Annotated in this window: 25 protein-coding genes and 1 tRNA gene; 12 read left to right on the forward strand and 14 right to left on the reverse strand. The window is 64.0% G+C overall.

Translation table 11 applies throughout. The features are described 5' to 3' along the window. Nucleotides 1-220 precede the first annotated feature (220 nt). The 9 genes from ACIPZG_RS20005 to nrdR form a co-directional block, all read right to left on the reverse strand. Nucleotides 221-964 carry a substrate-binding periplasmic protein gene (locus ACIPZG_RS20005; protein WP_400716345.1) on the reverse strand — a complete coding sequence of 248 codons (744 nt, stop codon included), beginning with the start codon at nt 962-964 and terminating at the stop codon, nt 221-223. 17 nt (nt 965-981) lie between these two features. Next, nucleotides 982-1,485 (reverse strand): phosphatidylglycerophosphatase A, encoded by a 504-nt coding sequence (locus tag ACIPZG_RS20010; protein WP_008092362.1) that lies wholly within the window; start codon nt 1,483-1,485, stop codon nt 982-984. Beyond that, complete coding sequence (gene thiL / locus ACIPZG_RS20015) at nt 1,482-2,441, reverse strand: thiamine-phosphate kinase (protein ID WP_400716347.1); 960 nt, start codon at nt 2,439-2,441, stop codon at nt 1,482-1,484. The genes ACIPZG_RS20010 and thiL overlap by 4 nt, the downstream gene beginning before the upstream one ends. Before the next feature lie 18 nt (nt 2,442-2,459). Continuing rightward, nucleotides 2,460-2,960, reverse strand: a complete 501-nt coding sequence (nusB, locus tag ACIPZG_RS20020) for a transcription antitermination factor NusB (protein WP_008092358.1) — start codon at nt 2,958-2,960, stop codon at nt 2,460-2,462. Next, nucleotides 2,957-3,433: a 6,7-dimethyl-8-ribityllumazine synthase gene (ribE, locus tag ACIPZG_RS20025; protein ID WP_008092356.1), complete on the reverse strand. Its 477-nt coding sequence runs from the start codon at nt 3,431-3,433 to the stop codon at nt 2,957-2,959. Before ribE ends, nusB begins: the two co-directional genes overlap by 4 nt. Before the next feature lie 90 nt (nt 3,434-3,523). Continuing rightward, a complete protein-coding gene (gene ribBA, locus ACIPZG_RS20030) occupies nt 3,524-4,615 on the reverse strand; it encodes a bifunctional 3,4-dihydroxy-2-butanone-4-phosphate synthase/GTP cyclohydrolase II (protein ID WP_400643212.1) in 1,092 nt (363 codons plus the stop codon). A gap of 18 nt (nt 4,616-4,633) precedes the next feature. Next, nucleotides 4,634-5,299 (reverse strand): riboflavin synthase, encoded by a 666-nt coding sequence (locus tag ACIPZG_RS20035; RefSeq protein ID WP_003255399.1) that lies wholly within the window; start codon nt 5,297-5,299, stop codon nt 4,634-4,636. 42 nt (nt 5,300-5,341) lie between these two features. Next, nucleotides 5,342-6,472 (reverse strand): bifunctional diaminohydroxyphosphoribosylaminopyrimidine deaminase/5-amino-6-(5-phosphoribosylamino)uracil reductase RibD, encoded by a 1,131-nt coding sequence (ribD, locus tag ACIPZG_RS20040; RefSeq protein ID WP_400716349.1) that lies wholly within the window; start codon nt 6,470-6,472, stop codon nt 5,342-5,344. Nucleotides 6,473-6,474: 2 nt separating this feature from the next. Then, on the reverse strand, nt 6,475-6,939 hold the full coding sequence (gene nrdR, locus ACIPZG_RS20045; RefSeq protein WP_008092351.1) for a transcriptional regulator NrdR: 465 nt from the start codon (nt 6,937-6,939) through the stop codon (nt 6,475-6,477). Nucleotides 6,940-7,044: 105 nt separating this feature from the next. Here nrdR and ACIPZG_RS20050 point away from each other — a divergent pair, with 105 nt between their 5' ends. Genes ACIPZG_RS20050 through trxA form a run of 3 tightly spaced genes read left to right on the forward strand, consistent with a single transcriptional unit; the run spans nt 7,045 to nt 9,061 of the window. Beyond that, the gene (locus ACIPZG_RS20050) at nt 7,045-7,497 is read left to right on the forward strand and encodes a YbaY family lipoprotein (protein WP_400716351.1); all 453 of its coding nucleotides are present in this window, start codon (nt 7,045-7,047) and stop codon (nt 7,495-7,497) included. Beyond that, nucleotides 7,498-8,157, forward strand: a complete 660-nt coding sequence (locus tag ACIPZG_RS20055; RefSeq protein WP_400716352.1) for a class I SAM-dependent methyltransferase — start codon at nt 7,498-7,500, stop codon at nt 8,155-8,157. It begins immediately after the preceding gene. Nucleotides 8,158-8,188: 31 nt separating this feature from the next. Next, a complete protein-coding gene (trxA, locus tag ACIPZG_RS20060; RefSeq protein WP_400716353.1) occupies nt 8,189-9,061 on the forward strand; it encodes a thioredoxin in 873 nt (290 codons plus the stop codon). A gap of 125 nt (nt 9,062-9,186) precedes the next feature. Here the strand turns inward: trxA and ACIPZG_RS20065 are convergent, their stop codons facing one another. Next, complete coding sequence (locus tag ACIPZG_RS20065) at nt 9,187-9,531, reverse strand: hypothetical protein (RefSeq protein WP_400716354.1); 345 nt, start codon at nt 9,529-9,531, stop codon at nt 9,187-9,189. Nucleotides 9,532-9,663: 132 nt separating this feature from the next. Between ACIPZG_RS20065 and ACIPZG_RS20070 the strand changes: the two genes are divergently transcribed. The 5 genes from ACIPZG_RS20070 to ACIPZG_RS20090 all read left to right on the forward strand — a co-directional run bounded on the left by ACIPZG_RS20070 (nt 9,664) and on the right by ACIPZG_RS20090 (nt 13,630). After that, nucleotides 9,664-10,227, forward strand: a complete 564-nt coding sequence (locus ACIPZG_RS20070) for a DUF2796 domain-containing protein (RefSeq protein ID WP_400716355.1) — start codon at nt 9,664-9,666, stop codon at nt 10,225-10,227. Further along, entirely contained in the window at nt 10,228-10,938 is a 711-nt protein-coding gene (locus ACIPZG_RS20075) for an ATP-binding cassette domain-containing protein (RefSeq protein WP_400716356.1), read from the forward strand. It begins immediately after the preceding gene. Further along, the gene (locus ACIPZG_RS20080; protein ID WP_400716358.1) at nt 10,938-12,203 is read left to right on the forward strand and encodes an ABC transporter permease; all 1,266 of its coding nucleotides are present in this window, start codon (nt 10,938-10,940) and stop codon (nt 12,201-12,203) included. The genes ACIPZG_RS20075 and ACIPZG_RS20080 overlap by 1 nt, the downstream gene beginning before the upstream one ends. A gap of 99 nt (nt 12,204-12,302) precedes the next feature. Next, nucleotides 12,303-12,836 (forward strand): DUF3299 domain-containing protein, encoded by a 534-nt coding sequence (locus tag ACIPZG_RS20085; RefSeq protein ID WP_400716405.1) that lies wholly within the window; start codon nt 12,303-12,305, stop codon nt 12,834-12,836. A gap of 110 nt (nt 12,837-12,946) precedes the next feature. Then, complete coding sequence (locus ACIPZG_RS20090; protein ID WP_400716359.1) at nt 12,947-13,630, forward strand: OmpW family protein; 684 nt, start codon at nt 12,947-12,949, stop codon at nt 13,628-13,630. A 119-nt stretch (nt 13,631-13,749) separates the two neighbouring features. Here the strand turns inward: ACIPZG_RS20090 and ACIPZG_RS20095 are convergent, their stop codons facing one another. Further along, the gene (locus ACIPZG_RS20095) at nt 13,750-14,682 is read right to left on the reverse strand and encodes an NAD-dependent epimerase/dehydratase family protein (RefSeq protein WP_400716360.1); all 933 of its coding nucleotides are present in this window, start codon (nt 14,680-14,682) and stop codon (nt 13,750-13,752) included. Then, nucleotides 14,675-15,559 carry a sugar nucleotide-binding protein gene (locus ACIPZG_RS20100; RefSeq protein ID WP_008092333.1) on the reverse strand — a complete coding sequence of 295 codons (885 nt, stop codon included), beginning with the start codon at nt 15,557-15,559 and terminating at the stop codon, nt 14,675-14,677. The genes ACIPZG_RS20095 and ACIPZG_RS20100 overlap by 8 nt, the downstream gene beginning before the upstream one ends. A gap of 227 nt (nt 15,560-15,786) precedes the next feature. Between ACIPZG_RS20100 and ACIPZG_RS20105 the strand changes: the two genes are divergently transcribed. Both ACIPZG_RS20105 and ACIPZG_RS20110 read left to right on the forward strand, forming a co-directional pair. Next, nucleotides 15,787-16,830: a hypothetical protein gene (locus ACIPZG_RS20105; RefSeq protein ID WP_400716362.1), complete on the forward strand. Its 1,044-nt coding sequence runs from the start codon at nt 15,787-15,789 to the stop codon at nt 16,828-16,830. 14 nt (nt 16,831-16,844) lie between these two features. Further along, the gene (locus tag ACIPZG_RS20110) at nt 16,845-17,633 is read left to right on the forward strand and encodes a TSUP family transporter (RefSeq protein ID WP_400716364.1); all 789 of its coding nucleotides are present in this window, start codon (nt 16,845-16,847) and stop codon (nt 17,631-17,633) included. Between the two features lie 47 nt (nt 17,634-17,680). Here the strand turns inward: ACIPZG_RS20110 and ACIPZG_RS20115 are convergent, their stop codons facing one another. Further along, entirely contained in the window at nt 17,681-18,490 is an 810-nt protein-coding gene (locus ACIPZG_RS20115) for a helix-turn-helix domain-containing protein (protein ID WP_400716366.1), read from the reverse strand. A 177-nt stretch (nt 18,491-18,667) separates the two neighbouring features. Here ACIPZG_RS20115 and ACIPZG_RS20120 point away from each other — a divergent pair, with 177 nt between their 5' ends. Next, a complete protein-coding gene (locus ACIPZG_RS20120) occupies nt 18,668-20,110 on the forward strand; it encodes an alanine/glycine:cation symporter family protein (protein WP_400716368.1) in 1,443 nt (480 codons plus the stop codon). Nucleotides 20,111-20,182: 72 nt separating this feature from the next. Continuing rightward, nucleotides 20,183-21,169: an asparaginase gene (locus ACIPZG_RS20125; RefSeq protein WP_400716370.1), complete on the forward strand. Its 987-nt coding sequence runs from the start codon at nt 20,183-20,185 to the stop codon at nt 21,167-21,169. A gap of 63 nt (nt 21,170-21,232) precedes the next feature. Here the strand turns inward: ACIPZG_RS20125 and ACIPZG_RS20130 are convergent. Continuing rightward, nucleotides 21,233-21,328 (reverse strand) — tRNA-Sec (locus ACIPZG_RS20130). Between the last annotated feature and the right edge of the window lie 6 nt (nt 21,329-21,334).

The following is a 21,334-nucleotide window of genomic DNA, read 5'->3' on the forward strand; positions in this document are numbered from 1 at the left end:
TAAGTAGGAAATTTCTCGTGAAGCGATTGTATCAGCAGGTTGGGGCCTGTGCGCTCGTTGAATACCGTGGCATAAGATCGAAAAGTTCGATGCTTAGTAGGTGGCCTTCACGGGCCCTATCGCCGGCAAGCCGGCTCCCACAGGGTTAGCGCTGGCCTTGAGCGCAGCGCTGAACCTGTGAGAGCCGGCTCGCCGGCGATGGGCCGCCCAGCGGCCCCAGCTATTGCGGCTTGCTGTCCGGAGTGAACGGATACGGCTGCTTCCAGTGCTCGAAAATCGGCTTCAACTCGCCACTGCGTACCAGTTCGGCCATGCGCCTGTCGTACAGGTCAAGCAAAGCCTTGGCCTGTTCGTTACGGGCAAAGGCCAGGTACAACGGCAGCTCGGCTACATGGGTACGGCGAAAACGCTCAGGTTGCGAGCTCTGCCCCAGCACATAGTCCACTTCGGTCTGCGCATCGATGTAGAAGTCCACACGGTCATGTTCGAGCATCGGCAGGATGCCTTCGCGACGCTGGATCTCACGGAACGTGTGCACATTGGGCAGGTAGCTGGCGTAGTCATAACCGCGCACCCAGGCCAGGCGATAGCTACCGACCGTGTCATGGCTCGGCACCGGCTTGCTGGCAAGCCCCAGGGCATAGATATGATCCATGTCGAAGTGCCAGCGCGGGTAAAGGTTGTCGTCGGTCTCTTCCTTGTACGAGCCAACCCAGGCATCCGCCTCGCCGCGTTTCACCAGCCCGATCGCACGACTGTACGGCATGGTCTGGGTGACCACCTTGACCCCAGCTGGCTCGAACACCTTGCGCAGTACATCCCAGGCCACGCCTGTTCCGTCGGCATTGGTGTAGTCGAGCCACTCTTCACTGACCAGGTGGATCTGTTTCGGCACCTCTTCGGCTGCCACCACCCAGGGCGCAAACGTAAGCAGCATTGCCAGCAGCACAGTCCTTATGGCCATCGAAGCACTCCCTGTTGTCAGCCCACCGCCCATACCAGAAGCTGCATGCCCAGCCAGGCGAAGACGCCAGCCAGGATATCGTCGAGCATGATGCCGACTCCGCCATGCACATGACGATCGATCCAGCGGATCGGCCATGGCTTGAGGATGTCGAAGAAGCGGAACATCAGGAACCCTGCCAGGATCCACTGCCACCCTTCAGGCACCAGCCAAAGGGTGATCCACATGCCGACCATCTCGTCCCAGACAATGCCTTCATGATCGTGCACGCGCAAGTCATTGGCGACTTTACCGCACAGCCAGAAGCCGAACAGCATGGTGACGCCCAGCAGCAGCCAGTAGCCCCAGTCCGGCAACATCTGCCACAACGGGATGAACGGGATGGCCACCATCGAACCCCAGGTGCCTGGGGCCTTGGGAAGGGTGCCGGAGCCGAAGCCGAAGGCGATGAAATGCCAGGGGTTGCGCCAGACCGATGGCGGAACGAACTCCGCAGGCACCTGGTTGGGGTGGTCGGTCACGGTGTCTCCCTAAAGTGTTGATAGCCCCGTTGGACGGGGGTGATGTCCAGGCCCTGCGGGTCACGCAGCGTCACCCCATGGCCTTCGAGCACGCGGCCGACGACATGCACCTCGACGTCTGCCAGCGCCGCGAGCGACTCGGGGGGCAAGGTGAATGCCAGCACATAGTCATCGCCGCCGGTAAGCGCCGCCTGCACGGCGGCTTCGCGGCCGAGAAAGGCCTCTAGAACTGGAGACACTGGCACCTGCGCCAGGTTCACCTCAAGCGCGACACCGGACGCCTTGGCGATATGCCCGCAGTCCGCGAGCAGACCGTCAGAGATGTCCAGGGCCGCCGTGGCCAGGCCGCGCAAGCGTTGGCCGAGGCCGAGCTGGGGCAGCGGTGACCAGTAGTGCGCCAGCAGCGGCTCTGCCAGTTCGACAGGCGCATCGCGCTCACCGAGCACCAGTGGCAGTGCACCCGCCGCCTTGCCTAGCGAACCACCCACACACAACAGGTCGCCCGGACGGGCACCGCTGCGGCGCAGGGCCTGGCCAGCCGGCACGCGGCCAAACACAGTGACGGTGATACTCAACGGACCCCGGGTGGTGTCGCCGCCAATCAGGCTGATGCGACAACGCTGGGCCATGTGGCTGAGGCCGGCGGCATAGGCTTCGAGCCAGTCCGGGCCGACCCCTGGCAGGGTCAGGGCAAGGGTGAAGCCGATGGCTTCGGCGCCCATGGCCGCCAGGTCGCTGACCGCCACGGCCAATGAGCGCTGGCCAAGCAGGCGAGGGTCGCAGACAGCGGGAAAATGCACGCCGGCAACCAGGGTGTCGGTCGACACCGCCAGCTGCTCGCCGGGGGGAAGGTCCAGCAGGGCACAGTCGTCGCCGATCCCCAACACCACGCCCTCGCCGCCCTGCGCACAGGGCGCGGCGGCGAAGTAATGGTTGATCAGCTCGAACTCACCCATGGCCAGGCAGCGCCAGGATCAGCGCTTGTTCGCCTTGACTTCTGCTTCGCGCAGCGATGGCGCGAGCTTGTCCAGCACGCCGTTGACGAACTTGTGGCCGTCGGTGGCGCCGAAGACCTTGGCCAGTTCCACGCCTTCGTTGATCACCACGCGGTACGGTACGTCGACGCGCTTGATGAATTCCCAGGTGGACAGACGCAGCACGGCCAGCTCGACGGGGTCGAGCTCTTCCAGTGCGATGGTCATGCAAGGCACCAGCGCCTTGTCGATTTCGCTCTTGATCGCCGGAACCCCATGCAGGATCTCGCGGAAGTAGGCGCCATCGACATCGGTGAAATCGTTATCGACCCGGAACTGCGCTTCGATCTCGTTCAGCGAATGCTGTGCCATGTGCCACTGATACAACGCCTGGGTCGCGAGCTTGCGGGCTTCGCGGCGCTTGGCGCTCTTCGATGGCTTGCCGGCATCCGCAGGTTTTGGATCGCGCGGGTTGAAACGATCGCTTTCGTCGCTAATCACTTGGCCTCCAACTGCGCCAGCAGGCTGACCATTTCCAGAGCGGACAGGGCAGCTTCAGCACCTTTGTTGCCGGCCTTGGTGCCGGAACGCTCGATGGCTTGCTCGATGGAGTCGACGGTCAGAACACCGAAGGCCACCGGCACACCGAACTCCATGGACACCTGGGCCAGGCCCTTGGTGCATTCGCCCGCCACGTATTCAAAGTGCGGGGTACCGCCACGGATCACTGCGCCCAGGGCGATGATCGCGTCGTATTCGCCTTGCTGGGCGACTTTCTGTGCCACCAGCGGGATTTCGAACGCGCCCGGGGCACGGATGATGGTGATGTCGCTTTCGCTGACACCGTGGCGTACCAGGGCATCAACGGCACCGCTCACCAGGCTTTCTACGACGAAGCTGTTGAAGCGGCCAACCACCAAAGCATAGCGACCTTTGGGGGCGATGAAGGTACCTTCGATGGTCTTCAGGGTCATTCCGATATTCTCATATTCAAGAGCGAGGCCGCGCACGGCGGCCTCGACAGGGTCTGGACTCGAGTTGCAGGGCGTCAATGCCGCCTCAAGTCACTCGGAGGGCACGTATTCTACAACTTCCAGATCGAATCCGGATATCGCATTGAACTTCATCGGCGAACTCATCAGGCGCATCTTGCGCACGCCGAGGTCACGCAGGATCTGCGAACCGGCACCGACGGTGCTGTAGGTGGTCGGCGCCTTGGCCTGACCGTCGCCCGCGCTTTCGCGGATGTGCGCCAGCAGCACGTCACCCTCCAGCGGGTGGCCAAGCAGCAGCACCACGCCGCTGCCGGCCTCGGCCACGGCGCTCATGGCTGCGCGCAGGCTCCAGCGACCCGCCTGCTTGACCATCAGCAGGTCGCGCAGTGGGTCCATGTTGTGCACACGTACCAGGGTGGGCTCTTCAGCGCAGATCTTGCCCAGGGTCAGGGCCATGTGCACGTCGCCTTCCACCGAATCGCGGTAGGTGACCAGGTTGAACTGGCCCAGCTCGCTTTCGATCGGCTGCTCGGAAACGCGCTGCACGGTGCGCTCGTGGATCATGCGGTAGTGGATCAGGTCGGCGATGGTGCCGATCTTCAGGCCGTGTTCGGCAGCGAACACTTCCAGCTCGGCACGGCGCGACATGGTGCCGTCGTCGTTCATCACTTCGCAGATCACGCCGCTCGGCTCGAAGCCGGCCATGCGCGCCAGGTCGCAGGCAGCTTCGGTGTGGCCGGCGCGGGCCAGGGTACCGCCGGGCTGGGCCATCAGCGGGAAGATGTGGCCTGGGCTGACGATGTCCTCGGCCTTGGCATCCTTGGCGGCGGCAGCCTGCACGGTACGTGCGCGGTCAGCGGCGGAGATGCCGGTGGTGACGCCTTCGGCGGCCTCGATGGACACGGTGAACTTGGTGCCGAAGCCCGAACCGTTGCGGGGTGCCATCAGCGGCAGCTTGAGCGTTTCGCAGCGCTCACGGGTCATCGGCATGCAAATCAGGCCACGGGCATGCTTGGCCATGAAGTTGATGTGCTCAGGCAGGCAGCACTCTGCCGCCATGATGATGTCGCCTTCGTTCTCGCGGTCTTCGTCATCCATGAGGATGACCATTTTGCCCTGGCGGATGTCTTCGACCAGTTCTTCGATGCTGTTGAGCGCCACGCGGCACCCCCTTCTCAATCAGGATTTCAAGAAGCCGTTGGCGGCCAGGAAGCTTTCGGTGATGCCACTGCCCTTGCTCGGTTCGGCAGCCTTGTCACCCAGCAGCAAGCGCTCCAGGTAACGGGCCAGCAGGTCGACCTCAAGGTTCACCCGACGTCCTGCGCGGTAGTCGGCCATGATGGTTTCGGACAGGGTGTGCGGGACAATGGTCAGCTCGAACTCAGCTCCATTGACCTCATTGACCGTCAGGCTGGTGCCGTCGACGGTGATCGACCCCTTGTGGGCGATGTACTTGGCCAGCTCCTTGGGCGCACGCACGCGGAACTGGATGGCGCGGGCGTTATCGCTGCGCGAGATGATTTCGCCGACACCGTCGACATGGCCGCTGACCAGGTGGCCGCCCAGGCGGGTGGTCGGGGTCAGGGCCTTTTCCAGATTGACCTTGCTGCCGCTCTTGAGGTCGATGAAGGCGGTGCGCTTGAGGGTCTCGACACTGACGTCGGCCCAGAAGCCATCGCCCGGCAGCTCGACGGCGGTCAGGCATACGCCGTTGACGGCGATGCTGTCGCCGAGCTTTACGTCACCCAGGTCGAGCTTGCCGGTTTCGACGTACACACGCACGTCACCGCCCTTCGGGGTCAGGCTGCGGATGGTGCCGATGGATTCGATGATGCCGGTGAACATGGGGTCTTCCTCAAGAACGGGTTGCGCGGGGCAAGCCCGGCATTATACGCCGGGCGCCGGCAGAGGGATGGCCGTGACCCGCCAGTCATCGCCCACTGCGCGCATTTCGGTGATTTTCAGCCGGGGGGCTTCGCTCATCTTGCTCAATGGCCAGTCCAGCAGCGGCCGGGCCTGGGAGCCGAGGAAGGTGCCGGCGACGAACAGTTGGTACTCGTCGATCAAGCCGTGTTGGGCGAAGGCACCGACCAGGCGGGCACCGGCCTCCAGCAGGATTTCGTTGACCCCGCGCGCTGCCAGCACCTGCATCAGGGCCTGTAGATCGACATGGCCGTTGCTGCCTGGCAGGTTCAGCAGTTCGTGGCCAGCCTCGGCATAGCGAGGGTCATCGCCCATGGCGGTCACCACCAGGGCGGGACCCGCCTGGAAGAACGGCGCCTCCAGCGGCAAACGCAGGTGGCCGTCGATCAGCACACGCAGTGGTGTCCGGCTCAGGGCCAGCGCGGTGCCTTCCTCATCCAGCCCCAGTTCGGCACCGCGTACGGTCATCCGTGCGTTATCGGCCAGCACGCTGGCGGCGCTAGTCAGCACCACGCTGGAGCGGGCACGCAGACGCTGTACCGCAGATCGCGCCGCAGGGCCGGTAATCCACTGGCTTTCGCCACTGGCCATGGCCGTGCGACCGTCCAGGCTCATGGCCAGCTTGGCGCGCACGAACGGCAGGCCGCGCTCCATGCGCTTGAGGAAACCGGGGTTCAGTGCGCGGGCCTCGGCCTCGAGCACACCGCTTGCCACTTCGATGCCCGCATCGGCCAGCCGCCGCAGGCCTTGGCCGGCGACTTGGGGGTTGGGGTCCTGCATGGCGGCCACTACCCGCGCCACACCAGCCTTGACCAGCGCTTCGGCACACGGCGGGGTACGGCCATGGTGGCTGCACGGCTCCAGGGTCACGTAGGCACAGGCGCCGCGTGCACGTTCACCGGCCTGGCGCAGCGCATGCACCTCGGCATGCGGTTCGCCGGCACGCACATGCCAGCCCTCGCCGACGACCTCGCCATCGCGAACGATCACGCAACCCACGCGCGGGTTGGGGTGGGTGGTGTACACACCCTTGCGCGCCAGTTCCAGGGCACGGGCCATGTAATGGGCGTCGAGGATCGCGGTCTGGCTCGGCATGTTCACTCTTTAGCTGGCTCGCGGGCCAGGCGGTCGATTTCTTCGCGGAATTCGTCGAGGTCCTGGAAGCGCCGGTACACCGAAGCGAAACGGATGTAGGCCACTTCATCGAGCTTGCGCAGTTCGGCCATCACCAACTCGCCGACGACCAGTGACTTGACCTCACGTTCGCCGGTCGCTCGCAGCCGGCTCTTGATATGCGCCAGCGCCGCTTCCAGGCGCTCGACACTGACCGGGCGCTTCTCCAGCGCGCGCTGCATGCCGGCACGTAGCTTTTCTTCATCGAAAGGCTGGCGCGTGCCGTCCTGCTTGATCAGCCGCGGCAGCACCAGCTCGGCGGTTTCGAAGGTGGTGAAACGCTCGCCGCAAGCCACGCACTCGCGACGGCGGCGCACTTGCTCGCCCTCGGCGACCAGGCGCGAGTCGATGACCTTGGTGTCGTTGGCACCGCAAAAGGGACAGTGCATGGTGGCAGGCAACAAAAAAAGGGAGGGCCATGGTAGCGCATTGCACTCGCAAGACAAGCCAAAGGGGTTAACATCCATGCAATTCTGCCCGTGAAGGACTCCCCTATGCATTCTCGCGCGCTCGCCGTGCTGTGCTGCACCGCCCTTCTCGCTGCCTGCGGCAGCGACCGGCCCAACACCGAACAAGCGCCCGTAGCAGCACCTTCCAAGGTGGCGAAAAAGGCGCAGCCACTCGGTCCATTGCCGGTCTACCAGCGTGAACTGAGCGGCACCTTGCTGAACATTCCGGCCGGTGCCGATGTGGAGCTGGCCCTGCTGGTCATCGACGAGCGCGACCGGCCGCAGCAGTTGCTGGCCAGCAGTTCCCTGACCGGCACCGGCCAGGACCTGCCCTACCAACTGCGTTTCAATCCCGAGGCATTCCCCGCCGGCGCCCGGGTCGAACTGCGCGGCCGCGCCAGCAGCTCGGGCCAGCTGATCATGCACCTGCCGCCGGTGCGCATCGTTCAGGCGCAAAACCAGGCCACCGGCCCGCTGCGCTTCGAGAAGGCGCCGTAAGTGGCGCCGCTGGCACTGCAACAGGCCCTCGGCAGCCTGATCGGCGAAGCCCGTCTGGTCGTCAGCGAACTGCCCGAGTGCGAGCTCAAGCTCTGGCTCATCGACGACCAGAACATGGACCGCGCCTTCAGCAGCGAAGAAACCCGGCGCATTCTCGAAGAGCCACCCTACTGGAGCTTTTGCTGGGCCAGCGGCCTGGCGATGGCCCGCTACCTGGCCGCGCACCCCGAGTGGGTGGCCGGCAAGCGCGTACTGGACTTTGGCGCGGGCTCCGGCATCGCCGGCATTGCCGCTGCCCGTGCCGGTGCTGCAGAAGTGGTGGCGTGCGACCTCGACCCGCTGGCACTCGAGGCCTGCCGCGCCAATGCCCTGCTGAATGGCGTGGAGCTGGGTTACAGCAGCGACTTCTTCGCCGAAGACGACCGCTTCGACCTGATTCTGGTCGCCGATGTGCTGTACGACCGCGCCAACCTGCCGCTGCTGGATGCCTTCCTCGGCCGCGGTCGCCAGGCCCTGGTGGCCGACTCACGGGTACGCGACTTCAGCCACCCGCTCTACCAGCAGTTGGGCGTGCTCGAAGCACTGACCCTGCCGGACCTGGCCGAACCACACGAATTCCGCCGGGTCAGCCTGTACCACGCCAGCCGTGGCGCCTTATAGTGATGCCATACACGAGTTTGCGAGAGTCGCGATGACACAAGACACGCCTTACATTTTCGACGCTACCGATGCCACCTTCCAGCAACTGGTGATCGAGAACTCCTTCCACAAGCCGGTGCTGGTGGACTTCTGGGCCGAGTGGTGCGCCCCCTGCAAGGCATTGATGCCGTTGCTGGCGAAGATCGCCGAGGGTTATCAGGGCGAGTTGCTGCTGGCCAAGATCAACTGCGACGTCGAGCAACAAGTGGTTGCCCAGTTCGGTATTCGCAGCCTGCCGACCGTGGTGTTGTTCAAGGACGGCCAGCCGGTCGACGGTTTTGCCGGTGCGCAGCCGGAGTCGGCGATTCGCGCCATGCTCGAGCCGCATGTGCAGATGCCTGCCGCCCCCGCCGCATCGCCGCTGGAGCAGGCCAAGGCGCTGTTCGCCGAGAGCCGTTTCGCCGAGGCGGAAGCTGCGCTGCAGCAGTTGCTGAGCGAGGACAACAGCAATGCCGAGGCGCTGATCCTGTATGCCCGCTGCCTGGCCGAGCGCAATGAGTTGGGTGAGGCCCAGACGGTACTGGACGCGGTCAAGAGCGACGAACACAAGGCCGCCCTGGCCGGCGCCAAGGCCCAGCTGACCTTCCTGCGCCAGGCCGCCAGCCTGCCGGAAGTCGCCGAGTTGAAGAGCCGCCTGGCGCAGAACCCGCAAGATGATGAAGCGGCGTACCAGCTGAGCATTCAGCAACTGGCGCGTCAGCAGTACGAAGCGGCGCTGGATGGGCTGCTGAAGCTGTTCCAGCGCAACCGTGGGTACGCTGACGGGCTTCCGCAGAAGGCGATGCTGCAGGTGTTCGAACTGCTCGGAGGCGATCATCCGCTGGTAGGCATGTACCGTCGCAAGCTGTCTTCGGCCATGTTCTGAAATCGCTGGGGCCGCTTCGCGCCCCTTTCGCGACACAAGGCCGCTCCTACAGATGATCGCGTAGCCTGTAGGAGCGGCCTTGTGTCGCGAAAGGGGCGCGAAGCGGCCCCCAAAATACCGAATCCTCACCCCACCCAGTGATAAACCGGCGCATCCACGCCACTTTCCACCTTCACCTCGCTGCTGTGCCGCAACCGCACCAGCAAGCGCTTGCCCGCCGCAGTGCTTCCGGCCAATCCTTCCAACCGGTCCAGCAACTCCGGCCCATTCATCTGCCCCGCCTGACGCAGGACATCGCGCGCTGCCGCCCACTGCCCATCATCCTGACGCGCCACGCCCGCCACCGCTGGAGCGCCTGCCTCAGCCACCACCGGCTCCTCGATCTGCCGCCCCAACTGCGCCCACTCCGCTGGCTCCAGCTCGATGGTCAGGTCCACCGGCCAGTCACCAATCTGTCCACGAATTCTCACGATGCGTTCCTTGAAGCCAGTTCGATACGCTCATGCTACAGCAACATGAAACCTGCGCCAGGCAGGCTGGCGAGGCAGAGAAAAGTTGTTATAACATTACCAAACCCTTACCAGCCCGCCCTGGAGTCGTCCATGCGTCGCCTGCTGCTCGCCCTGCCCTTCACCCTGCTGCCCATCACCGTGGCCCATGCCCATGATGACCACGACCACGGCACCCTCGGCGCCCACGAACATGGCGTGGCCAAGCTCAATGCCGTGCTCGACGGCAGTACCCTGGAATTGGAACTGGACAGCCCGGCGATGAACCTGGTCGGCTTCGAACATGCCGCCAACAGCGACGCCGACAAGGCCAAGGTGGCTGCCGTGCGCCAGCAGCTCGAACAGCCGCTGACGCTGTTTGGCCTGGCTGCAGCCGCCGGCTGCAAAGAGGACGCCCAGGTGCTGGAAAGCCCGCTGTTCGGTGACGCGGCAAAAGCCGACGACGACGGCGATGAACACGAACACGGCCATCAGCACAGCGATATCGGCGCTCATTATCAGTTGAACTGCGCAGCGCCCGAGAAACTCACCCAGATCGACCTCGCACCGCTGTTCAAGGCCTTCCCGGCTACCCAGAAGATCAACGTGCAACTGATTGGCCCGAACGGCCAGAAAGGCGTGGAAACCTCGCCGGGCAAAACCGTGGTCGCCTTCTGAATGAGCCAGCCGTTGATCGAACTGCATGACCTGGTGTTCGCCTGGCCAGGCCAGGCGCCGCTGCTGGATATCCCGGCGCTGCGCCTGGACGCGGGCGAAGCCTTGTTCCTCAAAGGCCCCAGTGGCAGCGGCAAGACCACGCTGCTGGGCCTGCTCGGCGGTGTGAACCTTCCGGGCCAGGGCCGCATCGAGCTGCTCGGACATGACCTGGGCGCAATGGGGCAAGGGGCGCGTGACCGCTTCCGGGTCGACCATACCGGCTACATCTTCCAGCAGTTCAACCTGCTGCCATTCCTGTCGGTGCGCGAGAACGTCGAGCTGCCCTGCCGCTTCTCGCGCAGCCGCGCCGAGCGTGCACGGCAACGGCATGGCAGTGTCGACCAGGCCGCCAGCGTACTGCTCGCACACCTGGGCCTGGATGACCCGCTTCTGCTCGCTCGGCGCGCCGGCAGCCTGTCCATCGGCCAGCAGCAGCGCGTTGCCGCCGCCCGCGCACTGATCGGCCAGCCGGAGCTGGTCATCGCCGACGAACCGACCTCGGCGCTGGATGCCGATACCCGTGAAGCGTTCATCCACCTGCTGTTCGCCGAATGCCGGGCGGCCGGTTCCAGCCTGCTGTTCGTCAGCCATGACCAGAGCCTCGCGCCCCTGTTCGACCGTCATCTGTCCCTGGCCGAGCTCAACCGCGCGGCCAAGCCCCGGGAGGCCTGATGTACCTGCTTCGCCTTGCCCTGGCCAGCCTGGCCAACCGCCGCTTCACCGCCCTGCTCACCGCGTTCGCCATCGCCCTGTCGGTGTGCCTGCTGCTGGCTGTCGAGCGCGTGCGCACCGAAGCCCGCGCCAGCTTCGCCAGCACCATCAGCGGCACCGACCTGATCGTGGGCGCCCGTTCGGGCTCGGTCAATTTGCTGCTGTATTCGGTGTTCCGCATCGGCAACGCTACCAACAACATCCGCTGGGACAGCTTTGAACACTATGCCCAGGACCCACGGGTGAAATGGGCGATCCCGATTTCGCTGGGCGACTCGCACCGCGGCTACCGGGTAATGGGCACCACCGGCGACTACTTCAGCCATTACCAGTACGGCCGCCGGCAGCACCTGGCGCTGAGCCAAGGTCGCGCCTTTGCCGACGACCCGTTCGAAGTGGTGCTCGGCGCCGAAGTCGCCGACGCGCTGCATTACAAGCTGGGCGACAAGCTGGTCCTGGCCCATGGCGTGGCCGCGATCAGCCTGGTCAAGCACGACGACAAACCATTCACCGTGGTCGGTGTGCTGGAGCGCACCGGCACGCCGGTCGACCGTACCTTGCATATCAGCCTGGCGGGGATGGAAGCCATCCACGTTGACTGGCACAACGGCGTGCCGGCCCGAGGCGCCGGGCGTATCAGCGCCGAGCAGGCGCGGAACATGGACTTGCAACCTGCCGCCATTACGGCGTTCATGCTCGGCCTGAACAGCAAGATCGCCACGTTCAGCGTGCAGCGCGAGATCAACGAATACCGCAGCGAGCCATTACTGGCGATCCTGCCTGGGGTGGCGCTGCAGGAGCTGTGGAGCCTGATGGGAACAGCCGAGCAGGCGCTGTTCGTGGTTTCGCTGTTCGTGGTGCTGACGGGGTTGATCGGGATGCTCACGGCCATTCTCACCAGCCTCAACGAGCGACGCCGGGAGATGGCGATCTTGCGCTCGGTAGGGGCTCGCCCTTGGCATATTGCCGGATTGCTGGTGCTCGAAGCGCTGGCGCTGGCCGTGGCGGGCATCGCGGCGGGGCTTGGGCTGTTGTATGCGGGGATCGCCCTGGCGCAGGGTTATCTGCAGGCCAACTATGGCTTGTACCTGCCACTGGCCTGGCCCAGCGCGCATGAATGGACGTTGCTGGCCATCATCCTCGGCGCCGCCTTGCTGATGGGCAGTGTGCCGGCCTGGCGGGCCTATCGGCAGTCGCTGGCCGATGGCTTGTCGATTCACCTCTGAGGGCTCACCATGACCGACAAACTCACTGCCCTCATCGCCGGCAAGCCGGCTCCCACAGGGAGCGTTGGCGCGGCCCATGTGGGAGCCGGCTTGCCGGCGATGAGGCCGGTCCAGGTACTGCAAAGCCTCCTGTTACTGATGCTTTTGCTACTGGCCCTGCCGCTCTGGGCAGCCGCCCCCCGCGAGCTCGACTGGCCCGCGCTGATCCCCGAAGGCGCACCCGTCATCCCGCCGCAACTCACCCCCCTGCACGACATGTCGCAGTTGAGCGACGCCCTGTCCGCCGAATCAGCGCCTGCCGCGCACCAGCAAGCGCCCGACGCCCCGGTGGTCAAGGACCTGGACGGCCAGCAAATCAAGCTGCCCGGCTACATCGTGCCGCTGGAAGTCAGTGAAGAAGGCCGTACCACCGAATTCCTCCTGGTGCCCTACTACGGCGCGTGCATCCATGTACCGCCACCTCCTGCCAACCAGATCGTGCACATCTTCAGCGAAATGGGCGTGCGCGTCGAAGACCTCTACCAGCCGTACTGGATCGAAGGAAAGCTGCAAGTTAGAGCCTCCCGCAGCGAACTGGCCGACGCCGGATACCAGATGGAAGCGGAAAAAATTTACGCCTATGTACTGAAGTGAGAACTGTTTCGAATTCGTGAGTACGCTTCTTTGAGCTGGGTCAAACTTTCTGTTCAACCGGCTCCGTAATATTGGACTACTTCAATTAATAACGTCCTCTGGGAGCTTCCATGAACAAGTCTTTGCTCGGCGCCTCGCTCGCGGCCCTTGCGCTCGTCGCCCCTGTCGCCCACGCCCACAAGGCGGGGGACATGATCCTGCGCGCGGGCGCCATCACCACTGCACCGAACGAGAACAGCGGCGATCTGAAGTTCGATGGCAGCAAGGTGTCGGGCACCAAGGCTACTCTGGACAGCGACACCCAGTTGGGCCTGACCTTCGCCTACATGCTCACCGACCACGTCGGCATCGAGCTGCTGGCCGCCACACCGTTCCAGCATGAAGTAGGGGTCAAAGGCCTGGGCGGCGGGCTGGATGGCAAGCTGGCCGACGTCAAGCAACTGCCACCGACCCTGTCCCTGCAGTACTACCCGATGGACCCGGGCTCGCGGTTCCAGCCGTATGCCGGCATCGGTATCAACTACACCCTGTTCTTCGACGAAGACCTGACCAGCGAACGCAAGCAACAAGGCTTCAGCAACCTCGAACTGCAGGACTCGGTGGGTATCTCCGGCCAGCTGGGCATGGACTACATGCTGACCGACAACATACTGCTCAACGCCTCGGTCTGGTACGTCGACATCGACACCAAAGCCAGCGTCGACGGCCCGACCGCACTGGGCTACAGCAAGACCAAGGTCAATGTGGATGTAGACCCATGGGTCTACATGGTGGGGCTTGGCTACAAGTTCTGACCGTTTAAGCGCAGGGCGGCTTTGGCCGCCCTTTTTGTTTCCGGCTACAAGCCCTGTGGGCGTTGGCTTTTCGTGGCAACGAACCACCATGATGGGCCGCGAAGCGGCCCGCTGCTGACTCAGGCCTTGCCGAGCAGGCGCGCCAAGCCTTCGACCATCGGCGTCGGCTCGGGGAAATCGAACCGCGCCAGCAACCGCTGGTTGTCCGCCCGCGAATGGCGGATGTCACCCGAACGTGCCTGGCCGTAGCTCACCGCCGGCAAGCTGCCCACGACCTGCTCCAGCGCCTTGAGCAACTGGTTCAGCGAAGTCGCCTGGTTCAGGCCGATGTTCACCGCGCCCTCCTCTACCTGCGGCTGCTCCAGCGCCTGCACCATCACTTGCACCAGGTCGCCCACATAGAGGAAATCGCGCGTCTGCTCGCCATCACCGAATACGGTGATCGGCAACCCCTGGGTCGCCCGCTCGCTGAAGATGCTGATGACCCCGGAATAGGGCGAGGAAGGGTCCTGGCGCGGCCCGAAGATGTTGAAGAAGCGGAACACCACCGGCTCCAGGCCATGCTGGCGGCGGTAGAAGTCCAAGTACTGCTCGCTGGCCAGCTTGTCCACGGCGTACGGGGTCAAGGGTGCCTTGGGCGTGTCTTCGGCAATCGACTGGCCTTCGCCATTGTTGCCGTAAACCGCGGCGCTCGACGCGAACAGCACGCGGCGCACGCCATGCACGCGCATGGCCTCGCACACATTGAGGGTACCGATGAAATTGCTCTGGTGGGTCTTTACCGGGTCTTCGACCGAAGCCTGCACCGAGGCCACTGCGGCCAGGTGGACGACAGCCTTGCAGCCTGCCGCCGCGCGCTCGACCAGTTTGGCGTCGGCGACATCTCCTTCGATCAGTTCCAGGCGCGGGTTACCCAGCTGCAGATTGTCGCGCTTGCCGGTGGAGAGGTCGTCGAGCACACGCACGGCGTAGCCTTTGTCCAGCAACGCATCGCACAGGTGGGAGCCAATGAAGCCGGCACCGCCGGTGATCAGGATGGGGGCATCAGCCATGGCGGTAGAAACGGTCCAGTAGGGGCGGCAAACCGGCGCGCCAGGCACGCGGCTTGATGCCGAAGGTGTGAAGTATTTTCTTGCAGGCCAGCACCGCATGCTGCGGTTCTTCGCTCGCATCGGGGCGAGCGGCATGGGCCTGGGCGGTCGGTGCCTGCACCGCCAGCTGGCGATACTGCCCGGCCTCGGCGAGTATCGCCTGGCCCAGCGCCAGCGGCGTGGTCGCCTCGTTGCCAGCGTAATGGTAGGTGCCCCACAGCGGCGCGTTGCAATCGAGCTGCTTGAGCACCGAGAGGATGACCCGCGCAGCATCGTCTACCGGCGTCGGGTTGCCACGTCGATCATCGGCCAGCAGCAGCTCCTGGGGCTGCTCGGCGCGGGTCAGGAAGCGGCCCAGGGCGCCGTCGATGCTTTCGTCCAGCAACCAGCCGAAACGCAACAGCACATGCTGCGGGCAGGTCGCTCGCACACTCTGCTCGATGCGCCACAACGCTTGGCCGCGCAGGCCCAAGGGTACCGGTTCGTCCTTTTCGCTGTAGGCGGTCGCTCGCGAGCCATCGAACACCCGGTAGCTGGAAGGCTGGACCAGGGTGATCTGGTGGTGCTGGCACAGCTCCGCCAGCCGCTCCACCGCCCGCTCCTGTTGCGCCAGGCGCTGCTCGCTGACCGACTCGGCCTGAAACCAGTCGAAATAGTAGGCCAGGTTGACCAGGGCATTGGGGCGATTGTCGTCCAGCAGCTGCGTGAGGCTAGCCGGCCCCCAGCCGCCTTCCGGCGGGCGCGGCGCCAGGAATGCGATGCCCTCCTCGGCCCCGAGACGAATCAGCGCTTGCCCGAGGGCATTGCCACCACCCAACAGCATCAGGCGCATACGCATAGAGTCAGCAGATCCGAACAGGTTGATTGGAGGAAAGGGGTCATTTTGCGGTTTCCGGGCGGGGAAGTCCAACCCAGGGGCCAGGGACAGTTCCTACATCGATGAAGGAACGAGCTGACTTTCTTGAGCCGAAGTGACCGCATTGAATAGCGACTCGCCCACTTCCAGTTGAAAACATCGATCTTTCCAGCCAGTGGGACAACACAATCAAACACAAGGAATGTTGCATGTTTCATCCAGAAGTCGCACATCTGAACTTCACCCCGGAACAGCGCCAAGCCTTGACCAGCGCCAGCCAGGCCATCACTCGATCGGGTGGCCCTGAAGCAAAGGGAGCAACGATTCAGGCCAGAAGCTTAGCCGAACGCCTCAAGCGCATGCTGAGCGTGGAGCAGCAAGCCATTCTGGAACACTTTGCCGAAGGCCGGCTTTGCGCACTGCTGTTTACGCAGATGCAGGGCTGCGACGATGACCCAGTCCCTGAGCGGTTGCCCGAACTTCCCGCACTGGCGGGCAATCATCATTGCCAATACCTGGCATCGCGCAACCCGTTGTTGCTCGAACTGGTGCGGCATCGTGCTTTTGCCTTCGACATCGACAACGAAGGTAGGCAGGTGCGCCTGGTCGGCAACTTCAAAGGCGGCGGCTGCGTACCGAAGCCCGAGGAAATCGCTGGCGCTGAAGTCGAAACCAGCTCGCATGCCGGTTTGCGCCTGGGACCACCCACTGAAGCGCCTTACAACTGCTCGACCCTCGCCCACACGGGCCACTCTCCGGCACCTTCCGCCCTGATCCTCACTGCACGCTGGAACCCGGCAGAAGAACCTACCTACGTATTTCCAGTACAGGACATCCTCGAACGCCTGAACTACCTCGATGTACTGGCACTTACGTCGGCCTCGTTCGACTTCACACGCAGTGAATGCTTCGCCGATGGATACGGGTCGGCTGGCAAGGCCATCTCGATGCTGCAGTTCGAAGCCAACGGCGGCTTCTCGCTGCGCTACAACAGCTACCGTTTCTCCCTCAACGATCATGCAAGCAGTGCTGCTAGCCGAGCGTTCGACAACTTTCAACAGGCAGTCAACGACACCCAGCCACTCACCTTCATTCTGCAACCTGCTTGCGCGCTGCTGATCAACAACAGCCGGGCCTTACACGGCCGCGACAGAGTACGGGACAACCGGCGCCTGCTGGTTCGTCAGTTCGGCTATTCGCCCTTCGCGACGCCTTTGGTGCTTGCCGAAGACCCTTTGCTGGTCCGTGGCTGAGAGGAGGACGCACAATGCTCGAACTTGACTGGACGCTGATCCTTACACTCGCTCTGGTTGCGCTGGCAGCAGGTTTCCTCGATGCCATTGCCGGAGGCGGCGGTCTGATCACCCTGCCGGTTTTGTTTGTGGCCGGTATCGAACCCCTGGCTGCGATCGCCACCAACAAGTTCCAAGCCGCCTCGGCCACCGTATCCGCCACGGCCGCGTTCGCGCGAAAAGGGATGATCGATTGGAGACAGGGCATGCCCATGGCGGCCATGTCATTCCTCGGCGGGGCTGCCGGAGCCTTGTCGGTCAGCTTCGTGCCCAGAACGGTACTCCAGGCGTGCATACCGATACTGCTGATTCTGGTAGCGCTTTACTTCGCCTTCAGCCCGAAGCTGAACGAGCAGGTACGCAAAGCCAGAGTGTCGCTTGCCCTGTTCTGCATGGCAGTCGCTCCGATCATCGGTTTTTACGATGGCATTTTCGGCCCCGGTGTTGGTTCGTTCTTCATGCTCGCCCTTATTTTGCTGCTGGGGCAGCACCTCATGCAGGCTATCTGCAGCAGCAAGCTGCTCAATGCGTCCTGCAACCTGGGAGCCCTGTCGGTGTTTGCCTACGGTGGCTCCATCATCTGGCCATTGGCACTGGCAATGGCCTTGTGCGCGACCATCGGCGCCCAACTCGGCGCTCGTAGCGCCCTCTACTTTGGCCCGCGGCTGGTCAAGCCGCTGCTGATCACAGTGTGCTGCCTGATGGCGTTGAGGCTGCTGCTCGACAGCAGTCATCCCGTAGGTGGATGGCTACGCCAGCTTTGAACCATCGCGAGATTTTCGTGGCCCTATCGCCGGCACAGGCAATACCGTTATTCGATCTCGAACAGACTGTTGCGCAACGGCCCCACACTCAACCGCTCACGCACATCGTCATCGATCCGCGGATCTTCCGGCTGGTACAGCTTTACCTGCCGGTAGGCATTGATGCGGTTGATTTCCTCGCCCAGGTACTCCCACACCACACGGGTACAGGCCGGATTGCGCCGGTCACCGCTGGAGACGCCGGTCTTGAGCCCATTCAAGCGGGTGATGCGGCTCTTGAAGCTGGGAATGAGGATGGTCTGGCTCATCTCGTTCAAGGTCAGCGACTCGTAGTCGATCAGGAATACCCGGTCTTGCAGCTGGAACGCCGCGCCCAGATAGCGGCAGCGCACCTCAGCGTGCTGCTCGGTCGCGCTGGAACGTTCCTGGCGCTCCTGCCGCTCGAACAGGAAGCGGCCGCGTTCTTCCCACAGGTGTACCAGCGACACCAGGATCGTGCCGGGTACCGACATGCAGTTGGAATATTCGAAGTAGTAACCGCAGTAGCGCGACAGATTGCCGGCGTGTTCGTGCAACGGCCGGAACAGTTCGCTGATCGGGTCGCTGGGCTGATCGGCCACCGCGGATACCCGGGCGCCGATCAGCCGGGCGAACTGCTCGGCCGGCAGGTTCAGCTCGTAATCCTCGACACCGAAGAAGTCGCCGATGCGCTTGAGGTTGAACGCCGTCGGGCGGCTTTGCCCGCTCAGGTACTTGTTGAACTGCGCGCGGTTGATCGACAGCTGGCGGCAAACTTCGGAAATAGAGCGGTAATGGCTGCAAGCCAGTTTGAGGTTGGTAGCGAAATGATCGCTCATGAGCAGGTTCCAGGTGACGCGAATGACGCCATTTTAGCATCAAGTCGCATCAAGTCAGAGCAAGCCGCGAAATTGTAACCACTCTTGTCATGGCCAACCATGCCCCCAACGAATAGCGGTGCGCCTGCCGTCCGCTGGTCTTTCCATGCAAAGAATAAGAATCGAGGTCATTTTCCAATGCTCGAAGCACTCAACGATTTCCTTTCGGGGAAACTCCTCATCGTGCTGATCGTCGGTCTCGGCGGTTACTTCACCATCCGCTCGCGGTTCGTTCAGTTTCGCCACTTCGGCCACATGTTCACCGTGTTCAAGGAATCGCTGCGTGGCCAGGCAGGCCAGCTGAGCTCCTTCCAGGCCCTGATGCTGAGCCTCGCGGGTCGCGTGGGCGCCGGTAACATCGCCGGTGTCGGCATCGCCGTGACCCTGGGCGGCCCAGGCGCGGTGTTCTGGATGTGGGTCACGGCCCTGGTGGGCATGGCCAGCAGCTTCTTCGAGTGCACCCTGGCCCAGGTCTACAAGCGCGCCGACGGCGATGGCCTGTACCGTGGCGGCCCGGCCTACTACATCCAGCACGGCCTGAAGTACAAAGGCATGGCGGTGGTGTTCTCGATCCTGCTGCTGGTCACCTACGGCTTCGCCTTCATCGGCCTGCAGTCGTACACCGTGACTCACTCGCTGCAAAACGCCTTTGCCTTCGACCCAAGCCACACCGGCATCGTCCTCGCAGTGCTGCTGGCCATTACCTTCCTCGGCGGCATCAAGCGCATCGCCGCCGTGTCGGACCTGCTGGTACCGGTCAAGACCCTGGCCTACATCGGCGTGACCCTGTACGTGATCGGCACCCAGATCGAACACGTACCGGCCATGCTGGAAACCATCTTCAAGAGCGCCTTCGGCCTGGACCCTGCATTCGGCGGCCTGCTCGGCAGCGCCATCGTCATGGGCGTGAAGCGTGGCGTGTTCGCCAACGAAGCGGGCCTGGGCAGTGCGCCCAACGTCGCCGCCGTAGCCGCCGTGAAGCACCCCGGTGCACAGGGTGTGGTCCAGGCCTTCAGTGTGTTCCTCGACACCTTCGTGATCTGCACCTGCACCGCGCTGCTGATCCTGCTGTCGGGCTTCTACACCCCAGGCTTCGAGGGCGATGGCATCGTCCTGACCCAGAACTCGCTGGCCGCCGTGGTCGGTGACTGGGGCCGCGTATTCGTCAGCGTGGCGCTGTCGCTGTTCGTCTTCACCTGCATCCTCTACAACTACTACCTGGGCGAGAACAGCCTGCAGTTCCTCAGCCGCAACCGCGCGGTGCTGATGGTGTTCCGCGCCCTGGTGCTGGCCCTGGTGGTCTGGGGTTCGATGCAAGACCTGTCGACCGTGTTCGCCTTCGCCGACATCACCATGACTTGCCTGGCCTTCGTCAACCTGATTGCCCTGGCCCTGCTGTTCAAGGTCGGCCTGCGGGTCATGCGCGACTACGATGACCAGCGCAAGGCGGGCATCAAGCAACCTGTGTTCGACTCGGCCAAGTTCGCCGACCTGGACCTGGACCGCAATGCCTGGCCGGCCAATCCGCAAGTTGAACCCGCCGCGGGCAACGCCACCGGCCAAGTCCAGCCACAACGCTGATATCCTGCCCTGCACAGCCGCCCCGTCCGCGGGCGGCTGCTTCCCCTCCGCTCACCGCTACGGATGCTCTCCATGCGTGCAGTCAAGAATCTCCTCGTCCTCTATACCGGGGGCACCATCGGCATGCTCGAAACCGCCGAAGGCCTGGCGCCAGCCGGTGGTTTTGAAGCGCGCATGCGCGAACACTTCGCTCAGCTGACCGCTGCACCGCAGGTGCAATGGACGCTGCAGGAACTGAACCCGCTGCTGGACAGCGCCAACATGCAGCAGCACAACTGGCTGGCCATGCGCGATGCCATCGTCACGGCGGTGGATGCGGGGCATGACGGCGTACTGGTGCTGCATGGCACCGACAGCCTGGCCTACAGCGCCGCGGCACTGTCGTTCCTGCTGCTGGGCCTGCCGGTGCCGGTGCTGCTGACCGGCTCGATGCTGCCGGCCGGGGCGCCGGGCAGCGATGCCTGGGATAACCTGTGCGGGGCCCTGCGCCAGTTCGAACAAGGCCTGGAGGATGGCGTGCAGCTGTACTTCCACGGGCAGCTGCTGCATGGCTGCCGCGCCTCGAAGTTGCGCAGTGAAGCGTTCGACGCCTTTGCCGCGCTACCGCGCCATCGTGAAGGTTCGAGGGCGAGCGAGGTGCCTGAGGCCTTGGGTTATCGTCAGCAGCGCCAGCCGGTGAGTCTTGCCGTGATGCCGGTGTATCCCGGTCTGCAAGCCGAGCATTTGCGCGGCGTGCTGGACACGGGTGTGCAAGGGCTGGTGCTGGAGTGCTATGGCAGTGGTACCGGGCCGTCGGACGATCAGGCGCTGCTTGATGTGCTGCGTGCGGCGCGTCAGCGTGGGGTGATGCTGGTTGCCATCAGCCAGTGCCCGCAAGGGTCGGTGGTGTTCGATACCTATGCGGCAGGCAATCGACTGCGTGCTGCGGGGTTGGTCAGTGGCGGCGGGATGACCCGTGAGGCGGCGCTGGGCAAGTTGTTCGGGCTGCTGGGGGCGGGGTTGGATGTCGAGGCGGCGGAGCAGTGGTTTGCGCTGGATCTGTGTGGGGAGCGGGCCTGATGGGTGACGGCTCGGGCCTCATCGCCGGCAAGCCGGCGATAGGGCCACTACAGACATAACGATTGGCGGAAGGCAGCGGGAGTCGAACCTGCCCGGGAACGGCTGCCGTCCCCAACCGGGTTTGAAGCCCGGCCGCGCCACCGGGCGCGATTGCCTTCCTTGAAC

This window comes from Pseudomonas sp. NPDC089395, assembly GCF_044749525.1.
GTDB lineage: Bacteria > Pseudomonadota > Gammaproteobacteria > Pseudomonadales > Pseudomonadaceae > Aquipseudomonas.

What these genes read in the sequence shown, in the direction of transcription:
- ACIPZG_RS20090 (WP_400716359.1), top strand. Translation starts at nt 12,947, where the DNA reads ATGAACAAGTCTTTGCTCGGCGCCTCGCTCGCGGCCCTTGCGCTCGTC.
- ACIPZG_RS20035 (WP_003255399.1), bottom strand. Translation starts at nt 5,299, where the DNA reads ATGTTCACCGGCATCATCGAATCCATCGGCACCATCCGCAGCCTGACC.
- ACIPZG_RS20125 (WP_400716370.1), top strand. Translation starts at nt 20,183, where the DNA reads ATGCGTGCAGTCAAGAATCTCCTCGTCCTCTATACCGGGGGCACCATC.
- ACIPZG_RS20095 (WP_400716360.1), bottom strand. Translation starts at nt 14,682, where the DNA reads ATGGCTGATGCCCCCATCCTGATCACCGGCGGTGCCGGCTTCATTGGC.
- ACIPZG_RS20070 (WP_400716355.1), top strand. Translation starts at nt 9,664, where the DNA reads ATGCGTCGCCTGCTGCTCGCCCTGCCCTTCACCCTGCTGCCCATCACC.
- ACIPZG_RS20100 (WP_008092333.1), bottom strand. Translation starts at nt 15,559, where the DNA reads ATGCGTATGCGCCTGATGCTGTTGGGTGGTGGCAATGCCCTCGGGCAA.
- ACIPZG_RS20080 (WP_400716358.1), top strand. Translation starts at nt 10,938, where the DNA reads ATGTACCTGCTTCGCCTTGCCCTGGCCAGCCTGGCCAACCGCCGCTTC.
- ACIPZG_RS20105 (WP_400716362.1), top strand. Translation starts at nt 15,787, where the DNA reads ATGTTTCATCCAGAAGTCGCACATCTGAACTTCACCCCGGAACAGCGC.
- trxA (WP_400716353.1), top strand. Translation starts at nt 8,189, where the DNA reads ATGACACAAGACACGCCTTACATTTTCGACGCTACCGATGCCACCTTC.
- ACIPZG_RS20110 (WP_400716364.1), top strand. Translation starts at nt 16,845, where the DNA reads ATGCTCGAACTTGACTGGACGCTGATCCTTACACTCGCTCTGGTTGCG.
- ACIPZG_RS20050 (WP_400716351.1), top strand. Translation starts at nt 7,045, where the DNA reads ATGCATTCTCGCGCGCTCGCCGTGCTGTGCTGCACCGCCCTTCTCGCT.
- ribE (WP_008092356.1), bottom strand. Translation starts at nt 3,433, where the DNA reads ATGACCCTGAAGACCATCGAAGGTACCTTCATCGCCCCCAAAGGTCGC.
- ACIPZG_RS20075 (WP_400716356.1), top strand. Translation starts at nt 10,228, where the DNA reads ATGAGCCAGCCGTTGATCGAACTGCATGACCTGGTGTTCGCCTGGCCA.
- thiL (WP_400716347.1), bottom strand. Translation starts at nt 2,441, where the DNA reads ATGGGTGAGTTCGAGCTGATCAACCATTACTTCGCCGCCGCGCCCTGT.
- ACIPZG_RS20120 (WP_400716368.1), top strand. Translation starts at nt 18,668, where the DNA reads ATGCTCGAAGCACTCAACGATTTCCTTTCGGGGAAACTCCTCATCGTG.
- ACIPZG_RS20085 (WP_400716405.1), top strand. Translation starts at nt 12,303, where the DNA reads ATGAGGCCGGTCCAGGTACTGCAAAGCCTCCTGTTACTGATGCTTTTG.
- ribD (WP_400716349.1), bottom strand. Translation starts at nt 6,472, where the DNA reads ATGCCGAGCCAGACCGCGATCCTCGACGCCCATTACATGGCCCGTGCC.
- nrdR (WP_008092351.1), bottom strand. Translation starts at nt 6,939, where the DNA reads ATGCACTGTCCCTTTTGCGGTGCCAACGACACCAAGGTCATCGACTCG.
- ACIPZG_RS20005 (WP_400716345.1), bottom strand. Translation starts at nt 964, where the DNA reads ATGGCCATAAGGACTGTGCTGCTGGCAATGCTGCTTACGTTTGCGCCC.
- ACIPZG_RS20115 (WP_400716366.1), bottom strand. Translation starts at nt 18,490, where the DNA reads ATGAGCGATCATTTCGCTACCAACCTCAAACTGGCTTGCAGCCATTAC.